Source organism: Paenibacillus sp. NRS-1782 (assembly GCF_050467685.1).
GTDB classification, from domain to species: domain Bacteria; phylum Bacillota; class Bacilli; order Paenibacillales; family Paenibacillaceae; genus Paenibacillus; species Paenibacillus terrae_A.
Map to the genome: position 1 here is coordinate 84,165 of NZ_JBITPH010000049.1, position 23,859 is coordinate 108,023.

Sequence of the window (23,859 nt, forward strand, 5' to 3'; positions counted from 1 at the left end):
CCCATTCATGATATTATTATTTAACCCCAACAGTATAACATATCGCGGAGTCGAATTGGACGTTATTGAGCGCCCCATGCTTCCTCAAATGTTTCCACTTTGAAGCCTACCGTTACTTTGTTCCCGTCTGTTACAATCGGGCGCTTGATCAATCTTCCATTCGAGGATAAAAGCGAGATTTGCTCTTCACGGCTCATGTCTGCCAGCTTGTCCTTTAGCTTTAGCTCCTTATAAACCTCACCGCTCGTATTGAAAAACTTTTTCAGCTCCAGTCCACTTATGCTGATTAAATCAGCTAATTCCTCCGGGCCGGGAGGTTGTTCAAAAATAGGAATCAATTCCGTTTCATGTTCCTTGCTTTGCAGCCATTTCACTGCATTGCGGCAAGTGCTGCATTTGGAGTACTGGTATACTTTCAACTGGCTCATCGTTATGTTAACCCTCCATTTTGATTTCTTAACAGATCCTGCAACTGGGCCATATCGTCCGGCAATGGGGCGCAAAACGTCAACTGCTCTCCGGTCACAGGATGCACCAAGGACAGCTCTGAGGCATGCAATGCCTGTCGGGGCATCTGGGCATCCAGCTGATCATAACGCTCACGTTGCGCAGCGTCAGCAGGCGTATTTCGGTACATTTTATCTCCGATCAGCGGACATCCGATAGAAGTCATGTGTACCCGGATTTGGTGCGTACGCCCGGATTCCAGCTTGATCCCGATGCGGCTCCCCTCATTCCAGGCTTCCTCCAGCTTATACAGTGTAAGGGCCGGATAACCATCAGGGGTCACCATGCGCAAATGTGGATCATCCGGATTACGGTCAATTGGCCCATCCACCCTGCCAGCCTGTGGGTCAGGGCAACCGTGCACCAGGGCAGTGTAACGCTTATCCACCGTTCCCATAATCATTTGCTCGGAAATATGCTGGTGTACATATGGATTTTTAGCCACCACAAGAACGCCAGTCGTCTCCTGATCCAGACGATGAACGGGGCGAAACCGGAATAGCTCACCTTTAGCCTGCCAATAATGCACAACCCCATTAGCCAGTGTTCCCGTGTAATGGCCGTGAGTCGGATGGACAATCATACCCGCCGCCTTGTTGACAACCAATACATGCTCATCCTCAAACAAAATGTCAAAAGGAATCGGTTCAGGCAAAATATCATCGGAACGCTCGCGCTCCATACGAATTTCCACCCGATCCCCGGACTGTACCTTAACACTGATATACACTCGTGCTCCGTTCAGCATAATACCTTGTTCCGTCAGCTTGAGTCTGGATATCAGCTTGCGTGAAACATTCATACGTTTTTGCAAAATGGTCTTCAACAGCATTCCCTCCTCCTCAGGAGGGATCGTATACACGATAGGTTCATAGTACAAGCTCATCACAAAATCCCGGTTGCCTCCTTATTTGCGGAACACTTTTTTGCTGCGCACATATTCGACATCCGGCACCCCTTGACGTACATTCGCGGTGCGGGCCACGACGAAGAAATAATCGGACAGACGGTTCAAATACCGACGTACCGCAGGATTGATCTCCGTATGCTTACCCAGTGTGACCGCACGACGTTCCGCTCGGCGGCAAACCGTACGGCAAACATGAAGTGCTGAGGACAACGTACTACCACCCGGAATAATAAAACGCTCGACCTTCGGATTTTCCTCCTGACATGCATCAATCCAGCCTTCAAGCCGCTCTGCCAGTTCATCCTTCACCTTGTATTTGCTTTCGTTGATTTTGACAAACGCCAAATCCGAGCCGCAATCAAACAGTTCCTGCTGTACTTCCTCCAATTGGACCCGAATATCTGCAAACTTTTCTCCTTCGGCAAAGCTGATCGCTTGTCCTACAAAGCTGTTCAGTTCGTCAATCGTACCGTATGCCTCCACACGGTCATCATCCTTGGCCACCCGACCGCCGATCACCGAGGTTTGTCCCTCATCACCTGTTCTTGTATAAATCCCCATGGTATCTCATCCCCTCTATCATTCCGTCAGTGCTTTTAATACCTTAATGGCTTCTTCCTTATTACTCGTACGCGGTGGCACGGTAGCAAATAATGTTTTGGAGTTATATTTTACATCCTTGAACATCTTCATCTGCTCCACCGGAATCCCGAACAAATGAGTTTCCTTGATCATATCTGTTCCTTTTTCCCCCTGCTCCTTCTCCTTAAATACGCCGCCCTCGAATACACCCCGAGCATACGTTTTCTTGTCAAAAGCATCGTCTAAGGGCAAATTCGAACCATTCTGTCCATACAACTTCATATCCTCTTCTGGCAAAATAAACAGATCGTTTTCCCCGGCCGCATATTCAACGACCAGTTTCTGCTGGTTATACAATGGGCTAACTGCAATCTCGATGGTTGGAGCCTGTTCGCCCAGTTTATCCTTAAGCTTTTGCGCCAACTCATCGCGAATAATTGAAGCATCCCCTTGCTTATCCATGATAAAAATGGTGAAACTGTCCTTGTCACGCCCCCCGCATCCCGCCAACAGCACGAGTGCCAGCATTCCGATGATCCATGGCGACAGCCTTTTCAGCCCTGCTCTCATATGTACGCCCCTCTCTTCCATGCCACTAATATATCATAAGTTGTGAACGCAAAAAAAGAAGGCCCTGCGGCCTTCTCTATACGTACGGCTTGGCTTCACACGGTTACACCTTGCATTCCGTACCGTACAGCTTCATGTATTCGTTAATTTTCAAATCGAGCTTGCAACTGATCTCAATGACAAGATCAGAGGTGAAGGACTTTTCTTCCTGAAACGTCCGCATCATCTCATTGCGCAGGAACAAAATTTCATCTTCCAGGGAAATGTCGTATCCTATTGAACTCGATGAATGATATCCAACATATGACATGAGCATTCCTCCTGCAATTGAAAAATTGAACTTCCTGCTTTCGATTTTATATTATAGCATATAAATTTAGAAATAAAATACTTTTCTCTATGAAATACCCATAAAAATAATTTCAACCTTCTTTTTTTAATTTTTCTACAAATTGACCAATCCGATCCAATGCTTCCGTCAGTTGAGACACAGAGGTCGCATATGAGCAACGAAGGTATCCTTCGCCCCCCAAACCGAATACGTTCCCCGGCACCGCCGCAACCTTGGCCTCTGCCAAAAGACGCTGCGCAAATTCATCCGAGCTCAGCCCTGTGCTTTGAATACTTGGGAAAACATAAAAAGCCCCTCTCGGTTCGTGGCATTCCAGACCAATGTCCCGGAACCCCTCAACCATCAGACGGCGACGCTGATTATAAGCCTCCACCATGCGATCCTTCTCGCCCAAACCATTGCGTAGACCCTCAAGAGCCGCAACCTGACCCATCGAAGGCGCACACATCACGGTATACTGGTGGATTTTAAGCATAGCGGCAATTAAATCAGGGTGCCCGCATGTATATCCAATACGCCAGCCCGTCATGGCGAAGGCTTTGGAGAAACCGCTGACGAGAATGGTACGATCCATCATGCCTGGCATAGCCGCGAAGCTGACATGCTTCTCACCATAGTTCAATTCTGCATAAATTTCATCAGAAATGACGATCAAATCATGCTTTTCTACAACTTTCGCAATCGGAAGCCAGTCCTCATAGGTCATGGTCGCTCCGGTTGGATTGCTCGGATAGCATAAAATCAGCACTTTGGATTTAGGTGTGATTTTAGCCTCCAGCGCCTCTGCTGTCAGCTTGAATTCATCCTTGGCGAAGGTTTCAATCCCTACGGGAACACCGCCGCCAATCGAAGTGATCGGAGAATACGAAATGTAGCATGGCTCAGGAACGAGAATTTCGTCACCAGGTACAATTAACGCACGCAAAGCCAGATCAATCGCTTCACTGCCGCCCACCGTCACGATGATTTCACTTTTTGGATCATAGCGGACTGCAAATTGCTCATCCAGATATTCACTAATCGCCTCACGCAGTTCAGGCGTCCCTGCGTTGGAAGTATAGCTGGTAAAACCCCGCTCCAATGAATAGACGCAGGCTTCACGCATATGCCAAGGGGTTGTAAAATCCGGTTCGCCTACCCCCAGAGTAATAATATCCTTGTTGCCGCCCACCAGATCAAAAAACTTACGAATACCCGAGGATGGAATCTCGCGCACCAATGGAGACAAATACGAGCTCATGGCTTTGTTACTGTCAGTCAATGCTTCAGGTTTGATATTCATCATGATCTTCCTTTACGGCGAAATCATCAGACGATTATCTTCCTGATGATCTTCGAAGATAATTCCGTCCTGTTTGTATTTTTTGAGCGTAAAATTGGTCTTGGTAGACAGGACCGAATCAATAGGCGACAGCTTTTCCGACACAAAGTTCGCTACCTCGCGAAGATTGCGTCCTTCTACTTCCACTAACAAGTCGTATGCACCAGACATGAGATATACCGATTTAACTTGTGGATACAAATAAATCCGTTCAGCGATGCCTTCAAATCCTCTTCCCCGCTCCGGTGTAATTTGCACCTCAATTAAAGCAGTAACCTTTTCGTCGTCAACTTTATCCCAATTGACCACAGCGGCGTATTTGACGATCACATGTTGGTCTTCAAGCTCTTTAATCGCGGTACATACATCCTGTTCGGCAACTCCCAGCAAGGTAGCAAGCAGAGTAGGCGTCCTTCTTGCATCTTCTTTTAACAATTCCAGCACTTTTAATTTCAAATCATTCAGTTCTGTCATTCTACATAAGGCCTCCATCAAAAGAGATTACTATACATCATACAATACGTGCTTTAAACCTGCAAAGAAAAACCGCCCGCCCCGGTGAACCCGGTAGACGGACGGCTTGCTATGAGAATAGGCTTCAAAAGCGGATTGCCCCGTTTACATATAGTAAGGGTTGTTTTGGTGAGCAGGCTGGCCCTGTTGATGCATAGGCTGGCTATACACTCCCGCGGAGGACGATTTTTGCTGAATGAACTGCTGGCATTCCTGTTGGGTTTTTCGGGCTTCCTGAATCTGTTTGTCCAAATCGGTGCGCAGCGCTTTGGTCGTGGTGGAATACATGTTGTTTTGACTCATCAAACGGTACAAATCACCTTGCAGACGCAGTGTATCGCTCGTAAGGTCGGTGAAAAGCTGACGCACAGACGGACAATTGGATTCAGTTGTCGCCGTTGTATATTCTCCTACCGTGCGTTTCATATCGGCAAGTATGGTATAGAGCAAATCTTCTTCGGGCATAAATGACGTATTGTTCTGTGAAAACATCGTGATATTACCTCCTTGGTTGGTTAATCCATCGTTACTGCTGTGGTTGCATAGGGGCAATCTGCTGGTGCTGTTGAAGAGCATTTGAAAGCAGATTTAGGTGGTTCTCATGAGTTCTCGCGAATTGCAGACAAGCTTGCTGAATGGCAGGATGCTGAACGGATGCTGCCGTTGCCGCACATTGCTTGAGCAGCAGTTCTTCATTGGAAATGGAGTCCACGATGTACTCCAGTTCTTTGCCAGTCAAAGGTTGCATGTTCGTAGATTGCATGGTCTGTGCCTCCTTAAATGTTTTGTTGCACGCTGGTTAGCTTGTCCGTTTGGCGGAATTATATGTATATGTGGAGAAGAGCGGAGTTTATCGAAATTTGACGAATTAGTGAGGGGCGGTTCTGCTGATGAGGACGCTATGCGCTCCATTTGATCTTACGATCGCTGTTGCCACGGGATTCTTTGGATTGTATAAAACATTTAGAGGTAAGAATTCCATGGCAAAGGCGAACGCTGTCGCTTCTTCAGATTCAAATGGATCGCTTCGCTGCTTCGACGGGAATTGCCCCCTAAGGCGCCAAGATTTCGACAAAACTCCCCTTGGGTGGAAAGTGAAGGGTATTAGAATATGAGCTGTTTGATGGCTTCTCGGAACTACTGACAACCTTTAACGCCCTTTAGAACTAAAAGTGTGATTGAAAATACGATGTGTACCTGAATATTACTTATTGTTAATAAGGAGTGTTTTGTTATGGATTTGATTAGTGGGAATACGTATTGGCCTAGCACCCTGGAGCACAAACTGGATTTTCCTTCTTTAACAGAAGATTTGACTTGTGATGTGCTTATCGTCGGGGGTGGGATGGGTGGATCACTCTGTGCCCGACTGCTGGGAGAACGGCAGGTGGATACGGTGGTCATTGACAAGCGTAAGCTGGCGCACGGAAGTTCTTCGGCCAATACCGGATTGCTACAATATAGCAATGATAAGACGCTGACCTCTTTTATTAACACTTTTGGCGAAGCTATTGGGGTGCTGTTTTATCGGATGTGCAAGGATGCTCTGGATCAGTTGGAAAAGCTGGCCAGCACAGTGGACATCGACCCGTCCTTTATCCGGCGCAGCAGCCTATATTATGCGAGTACGCCGGAGGATGTGTCGGTGCTCCAAAACGAGTTCGAACAGCTAATCCGCTTTGGATTCCCAGTGGAATATTGGGATGAGCAACAGGTGGCTGCACGTTTTCCTTTTCGAAAACCGGCTGCGCTGTATACACATGAAGATGCAGAGGTAAATCCGTTTCGTTTTGCACAGGGACTCCTGCAATCTGCCAGCCATCTTGGTGTACACTTATATGAACATACCGAAGCAAAGCATTTTGAATTTGGCGACAACGAGGTTGTTTGTCATACCAGCGGTGGAACCATCCGGGCGAAAAAGGTTATTTTTGCGGCAGGCTATGAATCGCAGGAAATTAAAAAGGATCGCGGAGCCATACTGGAAAGCTCTTATGCGATTGCCACCAAGCCGGTTGGAGATTCAGCCATGTGGCATGAACAATGTCTAATCTGGGAAACCGCCCGTCCTTATTTGTATATACGCTCCACTACGGATGGACGCGTGATTATCGGGGGGTTGGATGAGCCTGTACTCGACCCGAGACAGCGTGAAGTCAGACTGCTGCACCAACAGAAAAAGCTGCTGCAAGCATTACAGGAGCATTTTCCCGATATACCATTCAAGATTGATTACGCGTGGGCAGCCGTCTTTGGCTCCTCCCATGATGGCTTACCGTTTATTGGCCCGCACCCGCGCTTTCCGAACTGCTACTTTTTGGAGGGCTACGGGGGAAACGGCACAGTCACCAGTATGATGGCTGCGCAGCTTTTGGCTGATGAACTGACGGGCACACATCGACCTGAGATAGAGCTTTTTTCACTAACGCGTACCACCAAGCCTTCACCCGAAATCACGGAGCCGCTGACTTAGTAAATCCAAAACCGAAAGAGCCTCCAATTCCCATTTTCGTGGGTTTAGAGGCTCTTTTTGAATATATATTGTAAGCTACTCGGTTTGCCTGTGCCAGCGTCGTGCCTTGGAATGAGACTTGCTCTGCTTCGTTGTTTGCTCCTTCTTTAGCACATTGCGCATAAAACCCCATCCCGCCACGGGCATTAACGCAAGCCCAATCAACAGCCAGATCATGGCTACAGGGGCCTTGCTTATACTCAACACACCCAGAAAGATAAGCATTCCGGACAATCGACCTACCATCAAACACAACTCGCGCAGTACGACCAGTTCCACCCTCTGATTAACATCCTCTTCACTCACGCCCATCAGGTCAAAGCTCGCAGAAATCATCGGGATTAAATATAACGGCAAAAACAAGGCGGTTCCGATGCCCATAATCAGCAGCGTGCTATATTGCATCCGCCACAGTAACGGCAAAAGCACAATCACCAGTAGCACAGCCCCCAACAGCATGCCAACCGAGCGATATTGTGGCTTGAGCCATTTTCCGGCAGCCCAAAAGCTAAAAAATGAAACTGCGGATGTAATAAGTGAAAACTGCGCCAGCTTCCACTCCTGCTGAGTAGCGACGTACACAAGCAGCGTAATCAGAAATGCAAAAACTCCTTCACGAATACCCTGTGTAACAAGCGACAACGACAATGGCCGCCACATACTTCCTTTTTGCGACAAACGTTGCTTGGACTCCAGCCAATTGTAACTTCCTGTCGTCTTACGCTTGTGTAGAAAGAAACTCAGCACTACCCCTATCACATAAAATGCCAGAGAGATACTAAATATCACACGGTATCCCGCATCATCCTCCATACGGGCAATAATCCAGCCGGACAGCAAGGGACCAACAATACCTGAAAACGAGCCCAGCAGACCGACCCAGCCATTAAAATGATCCCGGCTTCCCTGATCTGTGACTTCGAAAAAAATCACATTAAAAGCCAGCCAAAACAAACCCAATGCTGCACCCAATATCATCCCTAACGGCCATATGTAGTGTACAGCCTGCGATCCCGTATATAAAACCACCAGATAAAATAATCCAGACAATGCGGTCCCTACGCGCAGAGCATTCATTTTGTTATGCTCCTTGACCCATTTTCCAGCTACCCAAACCGTGATTCCCAGCGCAATTTGCTGGCTGACATTAAACCAGCCAATCATTGCGTAATCCTGCCTGCTTTTCCACAGATATACGTTAAGAAAAGTACCTGACAGAGCTGCCGCAAACACAAACAATCCATTCAGGCTTAGTAGCAGAATGGATTGTCCGTTCAGGTTTGATTTCAATGTCGTTCCCCCTAACCGAAAATCACCATTCAGCTCCTTTTATCTCAGCTTGCTTCAGAGCTTCTTCGGTTTAAGATGCCCGAGTTCAACTTGGGCTTATCCGGGGGAATACAATTTAATTGTTGGAAATACCACTCAGCTTCTGTAACAAACGCAATCGGTCATCCTCTGACAACGTCTGCTGAACATGGAAGCAGCTTGGACATACATATACATTTAAGACAAACGGCAAATCCAGAACAGGTCTGCCAAGCGCAGGAGACATCGACGGTACAAAGCCTTCTCCAGTCACGGTTTGCGAACCTGCATGCAGCATGTATTCACTGCATTGGGAACATTCTAGAACCTCATCTTGTCTGTCGAGTATTTGTTCAGCGCCTTGTTCATAAGCCATTAGATCCGCACCGCTTTCTTCGAATTTTTGCAGGGTATGCAGCACAGGCAGCTTGTGAAGCTCGTTGTCCTGCAACGATGGAGCGTCAGCCGGCTTTTCAACTACGACTTCATCCTCTGCATCATATAAAATATCCTGCTCATCCTCATCCCCAAGCTGAATGCTCAACGTACGATAGCCCTTTAGGTCTTCGTTTATAGGGGAAGGCGCTGCTTGACCCACAGAAGTCACGCCATCATGGCTGTGGTCATGTGCAGAATCAGACTCCGTTTCATCTTCATCATCGGTGATATCCGAATACCCTTTCAGGTCATTATGGCAATAAGGGCACTCTTCTTCAGGTCCCAATTCTTCATCCCAAATAATTTCCATGTTACACCATGGACAAATAGTCATTTCCAAGCTTCATCATCCTTCCGTTCCAAGCGTATACCAAGCTCTAGTATACAGGATGTGTCAAGTTACACTGGCACCAATCACATAAGATAACGATATCGAGATAATCATGGAGAACAAGCCGACAGCGCGGTTGTCCTCCTTAATTTCCTGATCGATTGAAAATACCGGTGTCAGAAACTCAAACAGAAAGTACGCCGCAAGCAGCAGTAAAAAGCCAACGAACGACCAAATCATCGTATCGTACACGCTGGATTTGGCCTCCATCGCAAAGCGGAGTACGTTGCAAATGCCAAACATTTTCCCGCCCGTAGCCATCGCTACCGAAATGTTGCCGCGTTTGATCTCTTCCCAGCATTTATACCGGGTTACCAGCTCAAAGCAAGACAAAAATACAATCAGCTCCAGCACCGCCACCGAGAAATAGCCCAGCATCATTCCTAACGGATGTGACAGCAATTCATCAATCGCCATCTTCACTTTGTCCCTCCCGTTCTACAAAGCGTTCCCGGCCGGAGCCGGTAACCCGTAGCTCATTCCAATTCAGCAACCGTCACGCCTGTGCCGCCTTCATTGTAATTCCCGATACGGTAGCTTTTCACATGCTTATGCTTGCGAAGGTACTCCTGAATACCGGTCCGAAGAACCCCTGTACCTTTGCCATGAATAATGTGTACCTGCCCCAGATTGGCCAGAAACGCTTCATCCATGAAGCGATCTACCTCCATCAGTGCTTCCTCTACGTTCGCACCACGCAGATCAAGCTCGTTTCGCACATGATCATCCCGTGTTCGCTTAATGCCGGTTACCGGTTTCTGGGCTCTAGGTGTAGTTGTTTGGGCGGGTTGCAGCAGCTCCAGATCGTCCAGACTGACCTTCATTTTCATGATGCCCAACTGCACCACGGCTTCCTTGCTGCCAGACAGTTCCACCACATGGCCTTTTTTATTCAGGCTGTGAACGGATACCTCATCACCCGCTACGATAGAGCGAGTACGTGTCGCCGCTGGGCGCTTGACTGCGCTTTTCTTACGCTGTTTCGGTTCCGCTTCATCCAGCTCTCTGCGGGCTGCAATCAGCCTATGCTCCTTAACGGAAGCTCCTTCTTCCTGAGCCAGCTTACGCAGATCAGCAATGATTATCTCCGCTTCACTGCGAGCTTTGTCCACGAGACTTCTCGCTTCGTCCGTAGCTTTCTCCAGCAAGCGCTCCCGCTGTGCTTCCAGCTTTTCCAGTTCATTCTGGTGACGGGTGCGCAGTTCTTCCATTTCACCGCGCAATTGTTCCGCCTTTTCCCGCTCTTGCTCGGCTGTCAGACGATTCTGTTCCAGTGACGCAATCATATGCTCTACGCGCTGATCTTCTTCCGTCACCTCACCACGGGCATAATCCAAAATACGGCCCGGCAATCCCAAGCGCTCAGCAATGGCAAAAGCGTTACTTCGACCGGGTACACCTACAAGAAGGCGGTATGTCGGGCTTAATGTAGCAACATCGAACTCCATGCTCGCATTAATGATTCCTTTGCGCTCATAGGCATAGGCCTTCAATTCACTGTAGTGAGTCGTCGCAACCATACGGCAACCCAAAGCATGCATATGCTCCAGAATGGATACAGCCAAAGCCGAGCCTTCCGCAGGATCGGTTCCTGCACCTACCTCATCAAGCAGCACAAGGCTTTTTGGCGTCATATTTTTCAGGATGCTGATAATGTTGGTCATATGACTGGAAAAGGTACTCAGGTTTTGCTCAATACTTTGCTCGTCACCAATATCTGCATAGATGGCATCAAATACGCATAGCTGGCTTTCGTCCTCTACAGGCACAAAAAGTCCAGACATCGCCATTAGACTAAGCAAGCCAATGGTTTTCAGCGTAACGGTTTTCCCCCCTGTATTCGGACCGGTTACAATAATGGAGGTATACGAATTGCCAAGCTCCACATCAATCGGAACGACCTGCTCCAACGGAATAAGAGGGTGTCTGCCTTTTTTCAGCTTCAAATAACCACGATCATTCATCAATGGCAAGGTTGCCTTCATCTCACGAGCAAGACGCGCTTTGGCAAAAATAAAATCAAGCGTCCCCAAAACATCTACATCATATAGCAGCATATCCGCTTGTTCTGCGACAAGTGCAGTCAGCTTTTGTAAAATTACTTCGATTTCGCGTTCTTCTCTCAACCGTGTTTCCCGCAGCTTGTTGTTCATGGCCACGATGGATTCTGGCTCGATAAACAGCGTTGCCCCAGACCCGGATTGATCATGCACAATTCCGCCAAAATAAGAACGATACTCGGCTTTAACCGGAATTACAAAACGGTCTCCACGGATCGTAATCAACTGATCCTGAAGCATTTTGGATACGGTGGAGGAACGAATCATGGAATCCAGCTTTTCCCGAATACGCACTTCACCCGAGCGCAGTTCTCTACGGATCTGTGAAAGCTCTGTACTGGCAGAATCCAGCACCTCTGCATTTTCGTCGATACAGCCTTTAATCGAGTTTTCCAGACCTCTCTGTTCTGAAAGCTGTTCACTCCAATACAGCAGTGTTTCCACTGGATTTTCCTCATGCAGACTTACCACGTACACCTGTACACGGCGTGCAGCCTGAACTGTTGTCCGAATGCCAAGCAGCTCTTGCGGACTCAGTGTTCCGCCGATACGTGCGCGCTTGACCGCTGGAGTAATATCCACAACTCCGTTAAAAGAGGGTACTCCTTTAAGTCGATCGGCAGCATAGGCCTCATCCGTGCCTTTCAACAATTTCTTGATATGTTCCAAATCATCGCTGGGCTGTAGCCGCTGGGCTGTCTGTTGACCAATCGCCGTTTGAGCATAGTGACTTAGTTTATTTAAAATTTTTTGATATTCTAGGGTTTTGAAAATTTTAGAGTCCAACTTCACTACTCCTTTCACTTATATCTATATTATAACGAAAGCCGCGCACTTACGCTATTTGCCAACTCCGTTTTACACATAAGAAAACCCTTTATGCCATACAATAACCTTTGTATAACCCTGTACATTCAAAAAACAAAGGAGGTTATTCCGTGAGCATTCTCGGGCACATTGTGCGTTTCATCGTTGCCGCTTTGGTTCTGATGGTCGTAAGCTGGATCGTTCCCGGCTTTAGTGTAGGCGGCTTTTGGAGCGCGCTGCTCCTTGCCATTGTCATTGCCTTGATCGGTTACATCATTGAGGCTATGTTTGGCCGACGCGTTTCACCATTCGGACGCGGTATCGTAGGCTTCCTGGTGAGCGCTCTGGTTATCTGGATGGCTCAATATATCGTAACCAGTGTCAGTGTTTCCTTTTTGGGCGCATTGCTCGCTGCATTGGTTATCGGGATTATCGACCTGTTCATTCCGGTATCTACACCGTTTGAAGCTGGCCGCAAGAGCGAGAAATAATTCAGGGTCACATTCCCGACAAGGCTGTTCCACAGCAGATTTCTCCTGCCGCTGGACAGCCTTTTGTCATCCAAGAGCCGAATAGGATACAGCATACAAATAATCCCCGGCGATAAGCAGCCGGGGATTGCATTGCATTTATTATCCGTATCTACTGATCCTGTTCGATTAATTCAATCCACTCATTGTACTCGGATTGAAGCTTTGTATATTCCTCTTGCAGTTGACGTAATTCCGTTGATATTTTCTCCGTATTTTCCCGATCGACATCCTGTTGAACCTGCAAAAGACGAAGCTGATGAGCCGCCAGCTCATACTTCTGACCGACTTCCTCCAGCTCGGATTGTAAAACCATCCGTTCCTGAACTACAGATTGCTGTTCAGCCTTCGCCATCTCGGCAGCTTCAACCGCCAAACGAATTTCCTCTTGAAGCTGTTCCTTTTGCTCAACAGTAACGGCTATTTCTCGTTCCCATGAGGCAAATTCTTTCTTACGGGCAGCATCCTCGGCCTCCAAACGTTCCGATTCGGCCTTCAACTGCTCGTATTTAAGCTGCCATTCCAGTGATTCCTCTTCGGCGCGCTCCAGTTCCTTCCGCCGTTCGCTATCCTCACGTTGGAGCTGCTTGATATTCTGTCCCAGTTGCTCTGCCCGGCTCTTCATGCTTCCATACTGCTCCTGAAGCGTTTTGTAAGCCTTTGCCCCCTCTTGCTCACGCAGGATTGCCTTCTCCAGCTCGTTCTGAGCGCGAATCAGCTCAGGTGAAAGCTCCTTGATTCTCGCTTCCAACTGCAACAGACGTTGCTGTTGTGCAGCAAACTTATGGTTTACAACTTCAGCCTCAGCCACGGCATGCTGTAGTTTCTCCTGTACAGTATCCTTCCGTTCACGTACTTCCAATATCGAAAGCTCCAGCTCATCTACTGCGAGCTGGCGTTCCTCAGCAAGCTTCTTCCAAGATTTCTCGCTTTCGGCCAGTGTGGCCAGCTCACTTTGCAGTTTACGGGAGGACACATGCGCCTGCTCCAGCAACTTCTGCATCCGTCGCTGTTCTTCCTCCAACTTGGCCGCTTGCTGCTGCGTTGCCTTGGCTTCCGCTACCAATTCATCGTAACGGCTTTGCAGTTCTTCACGCGCAAGCGTATCCGCCTGCTCCCGTTCTGTCGCAGCCTGTCGCTGCGTTTCCAGTATAGACTCCAGCTCGGACTGCTGTTGCTTCAATGCTGCAACCTGCTCTTGCGCCTCTCCCAGACGGGAAGACAGCTCTGTACTGCCTGCTTGTACCTGCTCCAATTGCTCTTGAAGCTCCTCGATCCGAATTTCCTGCTCCAGTGCAGCTTCCTCGGCCCATTTCTCCGCTTCCTGATGTTGGAGCTTTTCTTCATTCAACGCCAGTTCCGCCTGTTTACGCTCCTGCTCCAACTGCTCGTTTAGCCCGGACCACTTGCCCTGCCATTCGGTGACCTTCCGGCTATGCTCCTGCTGCAAAGCAGAACGCAGCTTGTCCAGCTCTGTACGCTGACGCTCCTGATGAGTCTTTTCCGCAGCCGACAGCTTGGCTTCCGCCTGCTTGACCGATTCGGCCAGCTCCTTCTTGGTTTGCTCCTCCATCTGGCGGATACGGGCATTTGCCGCCTCCTGCTGCTCTTTCAGCTTACGAGAAGCTTCCTGACGGGACTCCTCCAATTGACGTTCAGCCTGCTTTTGTCCATTTTCGAGTTCTGCCGCTATTTTCCGCTGCTGTTCCAGCTTCGCCTTTAATTCGGCAATTTCCCTGGCTGATACGGATTCGTTCTCCTTCCATTTTTTCAGAACCGTTTCCTTCTCTTCCTTCAATTGGGCAAAAGACTGCTGCATATCCGTATTTTTTTGTTGCTGTTCTCCAAGAGCCGTCTGGAGTTGAGCCAGTTCGCCCCGAAGCTCCGCCCGCTCCCCGGCCAACCGGTTCATATGGCTCTGAATTTCCTGAATTTGTACAGCTTCTTCTGCCATATGAACCGCAGCCAGTACGGCAATTCGGGGCATATCAAGACGCGAATGAGCCTGAGAAATGCTATGCATGCGTTCATCCACGTAATTGGCAACCTGCTTCATATAATCGGTATTACTGCCGACGAGTTTATAAGAAGTACCGTAGATCTCTACAGTGACGCGAGTACGATCTGGTGTAGTCACAATTAAGCCCTCCTTCAATACTACTGTATGTTGATTCTAAGTTGTGTCCGGTACTAGGGTAACCCGCCCTTCGTGAAGCGTTCAACCCCATTAGTCCGGCTTCCCCGCAGCGGGTGAATATCAGAGTAGAGAGCTTCAATGATGATAGGCCAAAAAGCCGTATCGAACCTCTGTCACTAAGATTCGATACGGCTCCCCGCATTTCCTGCTACTTTCTCAATTCCGCTTCAAAAGTTTGTTCCAGAGACGTAACGACAGGAATATGCACTGCATTAATCTCTTCATCCGTCAACGTATGCTCCCAGTGACGGTAGGTAAGAGAGATAGCTACGCTCTTCTTGTCTTCACCAAGCTTGCTGCCTGTAAATACATCAAACACCCGTGCATCCTGCAATAGCTCTCCGCCTGCCGCATGAATCACACGCAGCAATTCGCCTGCCTCGACGCTCTTATCCACCACAAGGGCAATATCGCGCTCCACGGACGGGAAGCGGGCCAGCTCTCTGAACTGAATGTGACTGTTGGCGTGTTCGATCAGCTGTTGCAACGCAATTTCCGCTACATACGTATCATTCAGCCCATAAGACTGTTGCAGCTCCGGATGGATCTGCCCGATGGTGCCGACTCGTTGGGAGGTTCCATTCACATCCAGCCATACGGAGGCAGAACGTCCCGGATGATAGCTTTGCGGCTGGTCAGCCACATAACGGATGCTTGCACCCAATCCGAAATAGCCGAATACGGTTTCCAATGCACCTTTAATATCAAAAAAATCGACTTTCTCAGCACCGATGTTCCATTGTTTTTCACGGCGTACGCCTGTCAGCAGCAGACTGAGCACTTGAATTTCCTGCGGCTGGCGGGTCAACGTTTGTTCCGCGGTATAAAATACAGTGCCTATTTCAAAAATCGCCAGATTTTCCTGCTTCCGGTTCATGTTATACACTGCTGTATCCAGCATTTGCGGAATAATGCTCGTACGCAGCACACTGCGGTCTTCGCTCATAGGCATCGCCAAACGTACCGGATGGCTTCCCTCTGTCAGCGCATTAAACAAACCTGCACTTTCCGGGTGCACAAACGAGTAACTGATCGTCTCTTGCCAGCCGCCATGGGCCAGCAATTTACGCATAGAACGACGCAGTGATTGCGATGCCGTCAAAGCACCCGGCGTCGTGGGTCCTTCAATCGGCGTCGTCGGAATATTGTCATAGCCATACAGACGGGCTACCTCTTCAATCAAATCCACATCGATGGTAATATCCCCGCGGCGTGTAGGCACTTCCACTTCCAACACACCTTGCTCCACGTCACCGCATCCGAAATGAAGTTTGCCGAAAATCGTTTTTACCTCAAGCAACGACAACTCTGTTCCCAAATACCGGTTCACTTTATCCAGCGACAGCTTGATAATCCGGCTTTCGGCCTTCGCAGAAACAGCTTCCACGATGCCTTGATGCACAGTGCCTCCTGCATAACGCTGAATCAGCGCAGCCGCACGGTTCACTGCAGGTACAACAGCACCCGGATCAACCTCTTTTTCAAAACGCAGGCTTGCTTCGGAACGAAGTCCAAGCTGACGGGACGTTTTGCGAACCGTACCGCCGTCAAACTTCGCGGATTCCAGCGCAATGCTGACCGTCGCATCCGTAACTTCAGAATTGGCTCCGCCCATCACCCCTGCCAGCGCAATCGGCTTCACGCCGTCTGTAATCAGCAGCATATGTGGCTCCAGCTTGCGCTCCTGATCGTCCAGCGTAACCAATGTTTCGCCTGCACGAGCGAGACGTACTTCGATGTTGCCATTTTCCAGCTTATCCGCATCAAAAGCATGCAACGGCTGACCGTATTCCAGCATGACATAGTTCGTAATATCCACGATGTTGTTGATCGGACGAACTCCCGCCGCCATTAGGCGGTTTTGAATCCACAGCGGAGAAGCTCCCACTTTTACACCCGTGATATAACGAGCGGCATAGTGCGTACACAGTTCAGGTGCATCCACCTTCACCGACAGATGATCTGCCGCCGCATCGCTGATTTCCACCAAATCCTTAGCCGGGTCAGCCAGCGAAATGTCACGCCCCAGAATCGCGCTCACTTCATAAGCCGCTCCGTGCATACTCAAGCAATCCGAACGGTTTGGTGTCAGATCAAAATCCAGCACCTGATCATCCAGCGCCAGCAGCTTCGTAATCGGCGTACCGATTTCAGCATCCTCGGGCAGCACCAGAATACCTTCCTGCAACTCTTTGGGCAACAGCTTGTCATTCATACCCAGTTCCTTAGCCGAGCAGATCATGCCCATGGATACGACACCGCGCAGCTTGGCCTTTTTAATCTGAAAATCTCCCGGCAGCTTCGCGCCCACAACGGCAACAGGAACCTTTTGCCCTACATCCACATTTTTGGCACCGCACACGATTTGCAGATCTTCCTCTTGTCCCGCATCGACAATACACACATTCAGCTTATCCGCATCAGGGTGTTTTTCCTTGCTTTTGACATAACCGACCACGACGCCTGTAATCCCTTTGTTCCGATGTTCGACCTCATCAATTTCAATGCCCGAACGGGTGATTTTCTCAGCCAGATCCTCCGCGCTCACCTGATCCAGCGACACATACTCGGATAGCCAATCGAATGATACTTTCATATGGGTTCACTTCCCTTGATATAGTTGTTTATTGACGCGCAAACTGCTTCAAGAATGACAGGTCGCTGTTATAAAAATGACGAATATCGTCAATTCCGTATTTCAAAATGGCAATCCGTTCTACACCCATACCGAATGCAAAGCCGCTATATACCTCGGGATCAAAACCGCCCATTTCCAGCACTTTCGGATGCATCATGCCACAGCCCAAAATTTCGATCCATACGCGCTCGCCATTTTTCTTTACAAAAGTCACGTCTACCTCAGCACTCGGCTCGGTAAACGGAAAGAAGCTTGGACGCAGACGGATTTCGGTCGATTCCCCGAACATTTCGCGTGCAAATTGCAGCAAGGTTCCTTTCAGATCACTCATGCGAATGCCTTTACCAACAACGATCCCTTCAATTTGGTGAAATTGGAAAGAATGCGTAGCATCGTCGTCATCACGTCGGAAAACCGTACCCGGACAAATGACCTTGATAGGTGTTTCGCCCTTCATCGCCTCCATTGCGCGAATCTGAACGGGTGACGTATGGGTACGCATCAACAGATCCTCGGTTAGATAGAACGAATCCTGCATATCCCGCGCCGGGTGATTTTTAGGCAGGTTCAACGCTTCAAAGTTATAATAATCCGTCTCAGCCTGTGGACCTTCTGCAACCCGGTAGCCCATACCTGTAAAAATATCCTCGATCTGCTCGATTACTTTGTTGAGTGGATGCAATCCACCTTGCGGCATTGTGCGTCCAGGCAGTGTAACATCGATCTTTTCCGCTTGCAGACGCTCATTCGTTTCTGCTTTGGTGAACTCGTCCTGTTTACGATTGACGACTTCTTCAATCGCCTCGCGCACTTCATTGGCTACTTGTCCAACAACTGGACGTTCTTCCGCGCTCAGCTTGCCCATACCGCGCAAAATTTCAGTCAGGGCACCCTTTTTACCCGAATATTTGACCCGCAGATCGGCCAGCTCCTTGGGCGTTGCCACCTTCTCCAATACTTCCAATGCTTCTTCCTTCAAGGCCAGCAAATGTTCCTTCATTTGGATGGTTTCGCTCATCGCCTGTTCAGTCCCCTTTCTTCATATCCAGCTTTTCAGACAACAAAAAAAGGTCCTTTCTCCCGGTAAGGGACGAAAAGACCGTGGTACCACCCTCGTTAGACAATCCTGCTCAGCACACCCCGCGCTTCGCCTTTCGACAATATCTGCCTTTCGACAGTACAGGTGTTATCCATGCTATGCATGATCATCTCGCTCTGCACGTTGTAACGGTCGTGAACCGGTATCCCCTACTTGCCCACTTGCCATCTACGGATAGCATGGGAGGTTCAAGGAACTGCTCCGGAGCGAACTTCAACAGCCCTGTTTTGCAGAAACGCTCTCAATCCTACGGCGCTTCCTCCCTGTTCAATCGGACACTGCCTACTCTTCTCCATCAAGACATTTTCAAATTTCGAACTATTGTTCATTATTATATGCAAACCCTCGCGCTTTGGCAAGCCGGGCATACGTTTCACCCATTTTCACACAGCAGTTTAATCCCACTGATCCAGTTTGGCACGAATACGCCTGATTTCTGACAGCAGTTCCTGATTTTCATCGTTCGGCCCAGCCGTACCCATCAGCTCCGTAAGGCGCAGCTGTAATCGCAGACGCTCCTCACGCTGCTCCTGATCCTCTGGTTCCCGTTGACGGTTCCGCTGTTCTTCCTGCTTTTCGTCGGCTGTTCCTTCGTAGATTTCATAGGTGCCTCCAGACTGCATATCAAGCAAACGGGTTGCCGTCCGGCGCACCAGCTCCCGGTCATGAGAGACAAGCACCAATGCCCCATCGTAACTGCGCAAAGACTCCTCTACAATCTCACGGGTTTCAATGTCAAAATAATTGGTTGGCTCATCCAGCACCAGCAGGTTGGCTCCACTAAAGTACAAACGTAGAAAGGCCACTCTGCATTTCTCACCCATACTGAGCGTCCCGATCCTCTTGAACACATCTTCTCTGGCAAAAAGAAAGCATCCCAGCACCGTTCTCGCTTCCGTCTGCGTCATGGTGGGGAGCGCAAGCAAGCTGTCCAGCAATGTCTGATTCTCTGGAAGCTGCTCCAGCTCCTGTGAGAAATATCCAATTTTTAGCTGTGGATTCGCTGTGATCTTTCCCTTATACGGCTCCAACTGTCCTGTTAACAGCCGCAGCAGCGTTGTTTTGCCAATTCCATTCGGACCCCGAACAGCCAGACGATCGCCACGTGTAATGTTCAGGTTGAGATCCTGCACAATGGTATTATGGTCGTCATACCTAAAATATACATGCTCGGCACGCAGAAAATATTTGGCCTGAAATCCGCTGTCACTTAATTTCATATGCAGAGACGCAGCTTCACGCGGCTGCTCAACCCGATTGGCCTCCAGCCGTTCCAGCTCCTTCTCCTTCGCATGATAACGGGAAATATTTTTATTAGCCTTGGCCTTGTAAAAGCTTTGCGTAATGCCCATTTCCACATTGGAAGCTGCCCGGTGCGCCTGATGGAACCATTCCCGGTAGTTTCGAATCGTCTCCTCCAATGCCTGCCGTGCCAGCTCCTGCTTCCGGTAGCTGGCTTCCTGCTCCCGCAGCTCCCGTTCCTTATGCGCCTTATATTCCGTATAGTCGCCCTTATAGCGTCGAATGCCGGTTGACGTCAGCTCGCAAATGCCTGTAGCTACTCGATCCAAAAAGGCTCTGTCATGCGATACAAACAGCAGCGTCCCAAGATATGTGGACAGCCACTGCTCCAGCCAGAGCAAGCCTTCGGCATCCAGATGGTTGGTCGGTTCATCCAGCACCAGCAGCTTCGGCTGTCTGACCATCAATCCGGCTAACCGTACTCTGGTCTTCTGCCCTCCGCTCAGGTCACCATAGGCAACAGGCCACGTCTCAGCAGGCATTCCCATCCGGGTCAGCGCCTTTTCCACCTCGGACTCCCAAGCAAAACCTTGCAGCCGCTCATACCCATCCATCAGCTCGCCGTATTGCTCCAGTTGACGCTCTGTTCCCTCTCCCCTATGGGCAATTTCAGCCTCCAGTTGCTTCAGCGTCGTCTTCACTCGCCAATGCTCAGGACTGGCCTGCTGTGCCACCTCTAGTGCAGTTCGCGCGGATTGAATGGTATCCTGCTGCTTCAGCCAGCCCCGCTCCTCCAGCGGCAATTCATGCTCTACTTTACCTAAAGTCGGCGCCTCGTCGCCCAACAGTATGCGCAATAGCGTCGTTTTGCCTGCTCCATTTCTTCCGAACAGGGCGAGCCGCTCCCCCTCCGTCACATCCATGGACACATTCTCAAACAAAGACGTCCCGTTCCAATCCTTTATGACATTTCGAATACGCAAAATGGTTTTCATATGGTAATCATCCTTTCCCGGTCCGGTTTTCATCACCGGATGCAATAAAAAAAGCCGCAGAAGGCTGCGGCTTGCATACAAAGAATATAGAATGACTGCTATGAATCGTTTTAGAACATACGTTTATGAGAAAGAGAACCGTAAACGAAAAAAAGCATAATCCCGTTCCGGAGCAAACGTATACGTCCCAAACCTCATTTTCAGACACACCTCTCCCGTTGCAGCATACAGCCGCCTGCCAGTAACTGTGCAGTTTATGGGGAAAATCAGTGTCTTACTTCATCGGACGTATCGTTACCTTCCTTTTCACGGAATACTTGCTTGCAGCCAGTATAGCAGATCAGAACGTATTTGCAAATCATAATGCACGACAAAATTATTTTCCGAATACAAGGGTTGTATTGGACGAGCCTGCATATTTAGTGACAAAATCCTTGGTTTGTGTCATACGTCGAGCTATGGGAAAAATAAAAAACCCTTGCGTCACAAGGGTTTTTACTTTTTTACGCAAAGCGGGTGATGGGAATCGAACCCACGCTATCAGCTTGGAAGGCTGAAGTTCTACCATTGAACTACACCCGCACTTTAAAATATCTTAATTCATATGAATGACATCAACGAGCTGTTGTCAACCAGCAAAATCAGGATGTTATTTAGTATAGCTTACCTGCCTGTAAATTGCAAGTAAACTACATACCATCCTGAACCAGCCAATTCATAGGTTTGCGCAAAAACAGGTTTTCAAAAGATTCCGCCGAAATAGGCCGACTGAAATAATAGCCTTGCCCCTCATGGCAATCCTGAGCCTGTAAAAATTGGAGCTGACCCTCGTTTTCCACTCCTTCAGCTGTAACCTTTAGCTTCAAATGGTGGGCCATGGAGGCAATGGTCGACACAATAGCCGCATTTTTGCTGTCCACCAGCACCTCATTGACAAAGGAACGGTCAATTTTAAGTCGGTCAATCGGAAGATTTTTCAAATAATGCAACGAACTATAGCCTGTTCCAAAATCGTCGATACTGATTGCAACGCCAATGGCCTTTATGTTTTTCAGTTGCTCAAAGGCCCGATCCTTATCAAAAGTCATACTCTCTGTAATCTCCAGTTCCAGGTAGCACGGCTCCAGTCTCGTGCAGGTCAAAATGCCCCGGATCACATCCACGAGCTTTTTTTGCTGAAATTGGCGCATGGATAAATTCACTGATATCGGGATGGGCTGGTACCCTGCCTTCTGCCAACGCTTGTTTTGCAGGCAAGCCTCCCGCAGCACCCATTCCCCCAAAGGCATGATCAGACCGCTTTCTTCAGCCACCGGAATAAAATCTCCCGGCATCACCATTCCACGATGAGGATGGTTCCAACGCACCAGTGCCTCCAAGCTCGTCAGTTCACCGCTCTTCAAGTGAACACGCGGTTGATACACCAGTGAAAACTCTTTATTTTCAAGCCCACGCCGCAAATCATTTTCCAATTGGAGCCTTTCCTGCGCCCGCATCTGCATGACACTGGTATACCGCTTAAAATTCACTCCCTGCTCCTTGGCATTATGGACAGCGGTATCCGCATGCTGTATGAGCTTCTCACCCTGAGTGGCATCCACAGGATATAAAGCTATCCCTATACTCACCATCACATGATAGTACTCACCATTAATTTCAAAAGGCTGCTCAAACAGCTTTACCATATCATCAATACGATTTTTCATAGCATCTATATCCTGATAGCCTGTGAGAAGAAACGCAAACTCATCTCTGCCCATACCGAAAACATCCTCGCCTTCACAGCAAAAATGCTCCAAGCGTTCTCCCACCGCATACAGCAAATAATTCCCTGCCATATGCCCCAACGAATCGTTAATGGTTTTGAATCGGTCAATGTTCAATATTAAAAGAGCTGCCGTCTCATCGGGTTTTAATGGATTGCTCAGAGATTGCTCCAGACGTTGTAAAAGACGCCGACGATTCGGTAGCCCTGTGATATCATCATAATAGGCTATGTAATTAAATTCAGATTCTGCCGCCTTCTTTTCCTGGTATGGAACAAGGACCATGAGCCGAACCAAGCCGCTTAGCAGATCATAAAACGCAATAGCATTCATCACAAGTCCCATAAGCTGATTTATATCACTCATTTGCCGGGAGAACAAATAAAACAACTGGCTCACGATACACAGCCCAATCCCGCGAAGCATAAGAAAATTACCAAACTCTGGAGATGGATGCCGCAAATATTTGCGTACACCCAAAATAAAATAGGATACAAGCAGAAACAGGATAACCCAGTTCAACATCCACCCCAGGTTGTCCATCTCATGTCTTACACCCAGATCGGGTAAGTGCGGCCCGTATATCTGAATGGTCCCCAGGATCAGCAAAGTAAAACTTATACCTGTCCATAAAGCGGTTTTCCTGTATCCTGATTTGGCTTTTTTAAAGGGGGAAGAGCAAATGACTATAAGCATAATAGAGGTAAAGACACGGTTCACATAAAGAAGCCACAGCGAAATACCCGGAGACAAAACAAAATCCGTCAGGCTAATAAAACTAAACGAGAGGATATGAATAAGGTAAAGAAGTCCTGCCACCAGAAATGTGGGCGCGATGAGAAGTCTCTGCCAGGATAACTGCTCTAGCAAAACCGACCAGGATTGATAAAAAATAGAGAAACAGATCGCTCCACAGACGAATCCAGCAATGGGATATAGCAAGAAAAAAACATTATAAGAGTATAGCTTATTCAAGGTTTCATAAAGTAACTGAACCAAGACAAACAGAGCTAGCGCAGCAATGCCGATGCCTAACGTTTTCTTTACTTCCAGCTGTGTAATCATTCAGCCTATTCAGCCCCCTGCATATCGGAAATTCCGATCATCTAAGACGTTTGACA

Annotated in this window: 20 protein-coding genes and 1 tRNA gene; 2 read left to right on the forward strand and 19 right to left on the reverse strand. The window is 48.6% G+C overall.

Going from position 1 to position 23,859, the window contains the following annotated elements; all coding sequences use genetic code 11:
* Positions 1-62 precede the first annotated feature (62 nt).
* The 9 genes from ACIFQM_RS19150 to ACIFQM_RS19190 form a co-directional block, all read right to left on the reverse strand.
* A complete protein-coding gene (locus ACIFQM_RS19150) occupies positions 63-428 on the reverse strand; it encodes an arsenate reductase family protein (protein WP_430040966.1) in 366 nt (121 codons plus the stop codon).
* 2 nt (positions 429-430) lie between these two features.
* Positions 431-1,393 carry an RluA family pseudouridine synthase gene (locus tag ACIFQM_RS19155; protein WP_430041037.1) on the reverse strand — a complete coding sequence of 321 codons (963 nt, stop codon included), beginning with the start codon at positions 1,391-1,393 and terminating at the stop codon, positions 431-433.
* Between the two features lie 21 nt (positions 1,394-1,414).
* Positions 1,415-1,978: a cob(I)yrinic acid a,c-diamide adenosyltransferase gene (locus tag ACIFQM_RS19160; protein ID WP_430040965.1), complete on the reverse strand. Its 564-nt coding sequence runs from the start codon at positions 1,976-1,978 to the stop codon at positions 1,415-1,417.
* An 18-nt stretch (positions 1,979-1,996) separates the two neighbouring features.
* Positions 1,997-2,569 carry a hypothetical protein gene (locus ACIFQM_RS19165; RefSeq protein ID WP_044646648.1) on the reverse strand — a complete coding sequence of 191 codons (573 nt, stop codon included), beginning with the start codon at positions 2,567-2,569 and terminating at the stop codon, positions 1,997-1,999.
* A gap of 103 nt (positions 2,570-2,672) precedes the next feature.
* Complete coding sequence (locus ACIFQM_RS19170; RefSeq protein WP_430040964.1) at positions 2,673-2,879, reverse strand: aspartyl-phosphate phosphatase Spo0E family protein; 207 nt, start codon at positions 2,877-2,879, stop codon at positions 2,673-2,675.
* A gap of 112 nt (positions 2,880-2,991) precedes the next feature.
* Positions 2,992-4,203 (reverse strand): aminotransferase class I/II-fold pyridoxal phosphate-dependent enzyme, encoded by a 1,212-nt coding sequence (locus ACIFQM_RS19175; RefSeq protein WP_430040963.1) that lies wholly within the window; start codon positions 4,201-4,203, stop codon positions 2,992-2,994.
* Positions 4,204-4,215: 12 nt separating this feature from the next.
* Complete coding sequence (locus tag ACIFQM_RS19180) at positions 4,216-4,716, reverse strand: Lrp/AsnC family transcriptional regulator (protein ID WP_014280586.1); 501 nt, start codon at positions 4,714-4,716, stop codon at positions 4,216-4,218.
* Between the two features lie 144 nt (positions 4,717-4,860).
* Positions 4,861-5,247, reverse strand: coding sequence for a spore coat protein (locus ACIFQM_RS19185; RefSeq protein WP_430040962.1), 387 nt, complete (start codon positions 5,245-5,247; stop codon positions 4,861-4,863).
* A 34-nt stretch (positions 5,248-5,281) separates the two neighbouring features.
* Positions 5,282-5,518: a hypothetical protein gene (locus ACIFQM_RS19190; RefSeq protein WP_430040961.1), complete on the reverse strand. Its 237-nt coding sequence runs from the start codon at positions 5,516-5,518 to the stop codon at positions 5,282-5,284.
* Between the two features lie 471 nt (positions 5,519-5,989).
* On the opposite strand from ACIFQM_RS19190, the gene ACIFQM_RS19195 reads away from it, so the two are divergent.
* Positions 5,990-7,228, forward strand: a complete 1,239-nt coding sequence (locus tag ACIFQM_RS19195) for an NAD(P)/FAD-dependent oxidoreductase (protein WP_430040960.1) — start codon at positions 5,990-5,992, stop codon at positions 7,226-7,228.
* Between the two features lie 75 nt (positions 7,229-7,303).
* Here the strand turns inward: ACIFQM_RS19195 and ACIFQM_RS19200 are convergent, their stop codons facing one another.
* The 4 genes from ACIFQM_RS19200 to ACIFQM_RS19215 form a co-directional block, all read right to left on the reverse strand.
* On the reverse strand, positions 7,304-8,557 hold the full coding sequence (locus tag ACIFQM_RS19200) for an MFS transporter (RefSeq protein WP_430040959.1): 1,254 nt from the start codon (positions 8,555-8,557) through the stop codon (positions 7,304-7,306).
* 115 nt (positions 8,558-8,672) lie between these two features.
* Positions 8,673-9,353 carry a hypothetical protein gene (locus ACIFQM_RS19205; protein WP_430040958.1) on the reverse strand — a complete coding sequence of 227 codons (681 nt, stop codon included), beginning with the start codon at positions 9,351-9,353 and terminating at the stop codon, positions 8,673-8,675.
* A gap of 54 nt (positions 9,354-9,407) precedes the next feature.
* Entirely contained in the window at positions 9,408-9,821 is a 414-nt protein-coding gene (locus tag ACIFQM_RS19210; protein WP_007429540.1) for a DUF350 domain-containing protein, read from the reverse strand.
* Between the two features lie 59 nt (positions 9,822-9,880).
* Positions 9,881-12,250, reverse strand: coding sequence for an endonuclease MutS2 (locus ACIFQM_RS19215; protein ID WP_430040957.1), 2,370 nt, complete (start codon positions 12,248-12,250; stop codon positions 9,881-9,883).
* 152 nt (positions 12,251-12,402) lie between these two features.
* On the opposite strand from ACIFQM_RS19215, the gene ACIFQM_RS19220 reads away from it, so the two are divergent.
* Positions 12,403-12,762, forward strand: coding sequence for a phage holin family protein (locus tag ACIFQM_RS19220; protein WP_430040956.1), 360 nt, complete (start codon positions 12,403-12,405; stop codon positions 12,760-12,762).
* Between the two features lie 151 nt (positions 12,763-12,913).
* Here the strand turns inward: ACIFQM_RS19220 and zapA are convergent, their stop codons facing one another.
* From zapA to ACIFQM_RS19250, 6 genes are all read right to left on the reverse strand, one after another.
* The gene (gene zapA, locus ACIFQM_RS19225) at positions 12,914-14,938 is read right to left on the reverse strand and encodes a cell division protein ZapA (RefSeq protein WP_430040955.1); all 2,025 of its coding nucleotides are present in this window, start codon (positions 14,936-14,938) and stop codon (positions 12,914-12,916) included.
* Between the two features lie 208 nt (positions 14,939-15,146).
* Complete coding sequence (gene pheT, locus ACIFQM_RS19230; RefSeq protein ID WP_430040954.1) at positions 15,147-17,594, reverse strand: phenylalanine--tRNA ligase subunit beta; 2,448 nt, start codon at positions 17,592-17,594, stop codon at positions 15,147-15,149.
* A 28-nt stretch (positions 17,595-17,622) separates the two neighbouring features.
* Positions 17,623-18,654: a phenylalanine--tRNA ligase subunit alpha gene (gene pheS / locus ACIFQM_RS19235; protein ID WP_430040953.1), complete on the reverse strand. Its 1,032-nt coding sequence runs from the start codon at positions 18,652-18,654 to the stop codon at positions 17,623-17,625.
* 476 nt (positions 18,655-19,130) lie between these two features.
* Positions 19,131-20,972, reverse strand: a complete 1,842-nt coding sequence (gene abc-f / locus ACIFQM_RS19240) for a ribosomal protection-like ABC-F family protein (RefSeq protein ID WP_430065985.1) — start codon at positions 20,970-20,972, stop codon at positions 19,131-19,133.
* 511 nt (positions 20,973-21,483) lie between these two features.
* Positions 21,484-21,554 (reverse strand) — tRNA-Gly (locus ACIFQM_RS19245).
* Positions 21,555-21,661: 107 nt separating this feature from the next.
* Positions 21,662-23,803 carry a putative bifunctional diguanylate cyclase/phosphodiesterase gene (locus ACIFQM_RS19250; protein ID WP_430045863.1) on the reverse strand — a complete coding sequence of 714 codons (2,142 nt, stop codon included), beginning with the start codon at positions 23,801-23,803 and terminating at the stop codon, positions 21,662-21,664.
* Positions 23,804-23,859 lie beyond the last annotated feature (56 nt).

What these genes read in the sequence shown, in the direction of transcription:
- ACIFQM_RS19150 (WP_430040966.1), bottom strand. Translation starts at nt 428, where the DNA reads ATGAGCCAGTTGAAAGTATACCAGTACTCCAAATGCAGCACTTGCCGC.
- ACIFQM_RS19155 (WP_430041037.1), bottom strand. Translation starts at nt 1,393, where the DNA reads ATGAGCTTGTACTATGAACCTATCGTGTATACGATCCCTCCTGAGGAG.
- ACIFQM_RS19160 (WP_430040965.1), bottom strand. Translation starts at nt 1,978, where the DNA reads ATGGGGATTTATACAAGAACAGGTGATGAGGGACAAACCTCGGTGATC.
- ACIFQM_RS19165 (WP_044646648.1), bottom strand. Translation starts at nt 2,569, where the DNA reads ATGAGAGCAGGGCTGAAAAGGCTGTCGCCATGGATCATCGGAATGCTG.
- ACIFQM_RS19170 (WP_430040964.1), bottom strand. Translation starts at nt 2,879, where the DNA reads ATGTCATATGTTGGATATCATTCATCGAGTTCAATAGGATACGACATT.
- ACIFQM_RS19175 (WP_430040963.1), bottom strand. Translation starts at nt 4,203, where the DNA reads ATGAATATCAAACCTGAAGCATTGACTGACAGTAACAAAGCCATGAGC.
- ACIFQM_RS19180 (WP_014280586.1), bottom strand. Translation starts at nt 4,716, where the DNA reads ATGACAGAACTGAATGATTTGAAATTAAAAGTGCTGGAATTGTTAAAA.
- ACIFQM_RS19185 (WP_430040962.1), bottom strand. Translation starts at nt 5,247, where the DNA reads ATGTTTTCACAGAACAATACGTCATTTATGCCCGAAGAAGATTTGCTC.
- ACIFQM_RS19190 (WP_430040961.1), bottom strand. Translation starts at nt 5,518, where the DNA reads ATGCAATCTACGAACATGCAACCTTTGACTGGCAAAGAACTGGAGTAC.
- ACIFQM_RS19195 (WP_430040960.1), top strand. Translation starts at nt 5,990, where the DNA reads ATGGATTTGATTAGTGGGAATACGTATTGGCCTAGCACCCTGGAGCAC.
- ACIFQM_RS19210 (WP_007429540.1), bottom strand. Translation starts at nt 9,821, where the DNA reads ATGGCGATTGATGAATTGCTGTCACATCCGTTAGGAATGATGCTGGGC.
- pheT (WP_430040954.1), bottom strand. Translation starts at nt 17,594, where the DNA reads ATGAAAGTATCATTCGATTGGCTATCCGAGTATGTGTCGCTGGATCAG.
- pheS (WP_430040953.1), bottom strand. Translation starts at nt 18,654, where the DNA reads ATGAGCGAAACCATCCAAATGAAGGAACATTTGCTGGCCTTGAAGGAA.
- abc-f (WP_430065985.1), bottom strand. Translation starts at nt 20,972, where the DNA reads ATGAAAACCATTTTGCGTATTCGAAATGTCATAAAGGATTGGAACGGG.
- ACIFQM_RS19250 (WP_430045863.1), bottom strand. Translation starts at nt 23,803, where the DNA reads ATGATTACACAGCTGGAAGTAAAGAAAACGTTAGGCATCGGCATTGCT.